Origin of the sequence: Streptomyces sp. NPDC006463 (assembly GCF_042870715.1) — a bacterium.
Classification (GTDB): domain Bacteria; phylum Actinomycetota; class Actinomycetes; order Streptomycetales; family Streptomycetaceae; genus Streptomyces.
Map to the genome: position 1 here is coordinate 1 of NZ_JBIAHP010000071.1, position 3,100 is coordinate 3,100.

The window sequence follows — 3,100 nt, forward strand, 5'->3', positions numbered from 1 at the left end:
ACGACACGACAGGTTACGACTCCCACCGAATCACCGCCCCTACTCCTGACCAGCGAAAACGCCGCCCTCAAGTCCGGAAAGACAACAACCTCTCAGTCACAGGAAGGTGTCTGTAGTCAGAATCCCTTGGACAGCGGACTAGAGCCTGGGTGGCGGGCGAGCGACTAGCGTTCAATAACATGGGTGATTACCCAGCCGGTGACAGCGCGCGTGACGCCGGAGAAGAGTCCCGCGACGGCGGCGCGGAGCAGGGTGAGACGACGGGTCTCGCGGTCGGACATGACTAGTCTCCCGAATGTTTGTGGTGAACCGCCCCCCGGCTGGGGCGCTTTCCGACCATCGCGCTTTGTTGCCGCGTCTGGAACGGGTTGGATGTTGTCGTGCGGACAACGCCGGGTTGTCCGGGGATAAATCGGGGGGTGGGCCAGGAGTGGCCGAGCTACCGGAGCAGCGTCGTGCGGGTCGGCCCTGGGGCGCACTGCGTGGGGCCAGCCAGGAGCTGAACGAGATTGCCCAGGCGCTGCGCGCCTGGTTGGACGACGCTGGGATCACCGTCGCGGCCCTCCACGCCCGGCTGACGCCAGATCACTTTCCCGACGACATAGTCCCCTCCCAGCGCAAGCTGTATGACTTTTGTGCGGGAAAGGGTCTCACCTGGCCGTTTGTCGAGGCTGTGGCGGATGTCTGCACGCCCACCGACGCATCCGAGCAGCACCAGAAGTTGAAGCAAGTCAGGCCGCTGTGGGATGCCTCCTGTACGGCCCCCACCCTTGTGGGGCCGGGACAGCAGCTGCATGAGGCCAAGGACCGGGTTATCGCGGCGTACGAGCAGATCGAACGCTTGCGGCAGGCGCAGTGGGACAGCGAGCAGACCCGAGTACGTAATGATCGCCTGGTGATGATGCTGCTGGCCATGTTGGGACAGCTGTTGACGAAGATCGGCGACCTCACCCAGGAGAGGAACAGGCTCCTCACCGAACGCAGTCCCAATCCTGTTGCCCTCACTGTGGTGGAAACGAGGCTGCGGGAGACTAAGAGTCACCGCGAGGGCACGGAGGAGGCACTTCGCCGCGCTGAGCAGGATCGGGACGAGGCCTTGCAGTTGGCGGATGAGGCTCGCCGCTTGGCCGGCCGACTCCAGGACGAACTCGACCGGGTGCGGTCCGGGGGAACCGAACCCACCGACCCACTGGCCGCTCAGAGCGTAGAGCCGGATGGCCTCGACACCGCCAGTCCGGCCGCGCCGGACACGGACGAGGTGTTCCTGAACGACTATGCCGAAGCTCTGCGCAAGGCTCAGGCGGTGCTGGACACGGGAAGCGACGCCCTCCAGGCCGCAGAGGAGCAGATCGCAGAGGTCAATGCCAGCCTGCCATCGAACGCCTGGAACAACATCTCCGGCGTGGTGTTGTCCCGTACAACCGCGGATAACCCTGTGCCCAGCACGGATGCAGAGTTCGAGGAGCTCTACCGCACGTATCTGACCCGACGGCACGGAGCAGTAGAAATCTTCGGCGTGGATCTGGGGCAGTCCCGCCACGCCCACTGGTCTCTGGACCTTTCCTACGTGAGTCTGCAGGTGGCCGACGCTGCGCAGGGTGTCGAGCGGGTGGAGCAGGCCCTAGCCGGGCGTCAGCGGACAGTAGTGATGGGCACGGCGGGCTCAGGCAAAACCACGTTGGTCCAATGGCTGGCCGTCAACGCCGCGCGGGGAACTCTGCCTGATCTGTTGGGGCACCTGAACGGGAGCGTGCCGTTCGTTCTGCCTCTGCGCTCGCTTGCGGATCTGGATTCCTTCCCGAGTCCGGAGGAACTACTGGCCGCGGTTGGCTGTCCATTAGACGGCGCGCAGCCTCGGGGGTGGGCTCGCCGGGTTTTCGACCATGGACGTGCGTTGGTCCTGGTAGACGGTGTCGACGAGATCAGCCCAGAGCAGCGCACCCGCACACGTGACTGGCTACAGGCACTTCTGGAGGAGTACCCCCGTGGCTGCTATGTGGTCACAACACGGCCGGCCTCGGTGCGGGAGGACTGGCTGGACGATGTCGGGTTCAGGCGCCTCGCGCTGCTACCGATGAGCGCCGACGACGTGGCCAGCTCCATCTCCTTGTGGCACGCGGCTGCCCGTTCGGGGGCGAACGAGGAGGAGCGTCAGACCCTGGATGTATTGGAGGATCTCATCCAGACAACGGTGCGGCACAACCAGAACCTGGCGGCTCTGGCCACCACGCCCCTGCTTTGTTCTCTGCTCTGCGTTCTGAACCGGGATCGCCGCGGCTTGCTGCCGAGCTCGGTGATGAGTCTGTACGGCGCCGCTCTGTCCATGCTGCTCGTACGACGGGACGCTGAGCGTGGTATCGGTGCCTTCGAAGGAATCCGGATCAACGAGCACGAGAGCGTACAGCTGCTCCAGATCCTCGCCCACTGGTTGACTCGCAATTTCCGGGCCGAGACCGATACAGCCACTGCCGCACAGGTCCTGACTCGAGTCCTTGCAGCCATCCCAACTGTCTCTGCCCAGGGCAATGCCGAACAGATCCTGCGCCATCTACTCATCCGGAGCGGGGTTCTCCGGGAGGCTGCCGTCGGCCAATTGGCCTTCATCCACCGGTCGTTCCAGGACTACCTAGCCGCGCGAGCTGCCGTCGAGGCTGCGGATTTCGGTGTCCTGGTGGGAATGGCTCACGATGAGAGTTGGGAGAACGTGGTCAGGATGGCTACCGGCCACGCCCGGCCAAGCGAGCGGGCCACGCTGCTCCAGGGCCTAGTGGATCGGGGTGACCAGGAGGAGGACTTTCGCGAGCAACTGCACCAACTCGCCGCCTCCTGCCTGGAATACGCCACGGAACTTTCTCCCGGAGTGCGGGAGATGGTCCTGCGACGTGCCCCTGAACGCGATCTTTAGAGCTCAGTCCCGGTTGACACGGCGAGGTCCCTGGCAGGTCCTCGGACTGCTAGGGGCGGATGCGCCGGATCACCCAGCATCTGGCACCGGAGCTCGCGGCGCGCCTGCTGGGCGCGCAGCAGGCCGGAGCCACCGAGGCCGAGCTCCAGGCCCTGGCTGCTGAAGGTCTGCAGGAGGCCTACTTCAAGGACGGAG

At 65.0% G+C, this 3,100-nt stretch carries 1 protein-coding gene; it reads left to right on the forward strand.

Annotated elements, in window-relative coordinates; translation table 11 throughout:
* Window positions 1-430 precede the first annotated feature (430 nt).
* The gene (locus tag ACFYOB_RS41510; RefSeq protein WP_388570261.1) at window positions 431-2,905 is read left to right on the forward strand and encodes an NACHT domain-containing protein; all 2,475 of its coding nucleotides are present in this window, start codon (window positions 431-433) and stop codon (window positions 2,903-2,905) included.
* The last annotated feature ends 195 nt before the right edge of the window (window positions 2,906-3,100 follow it).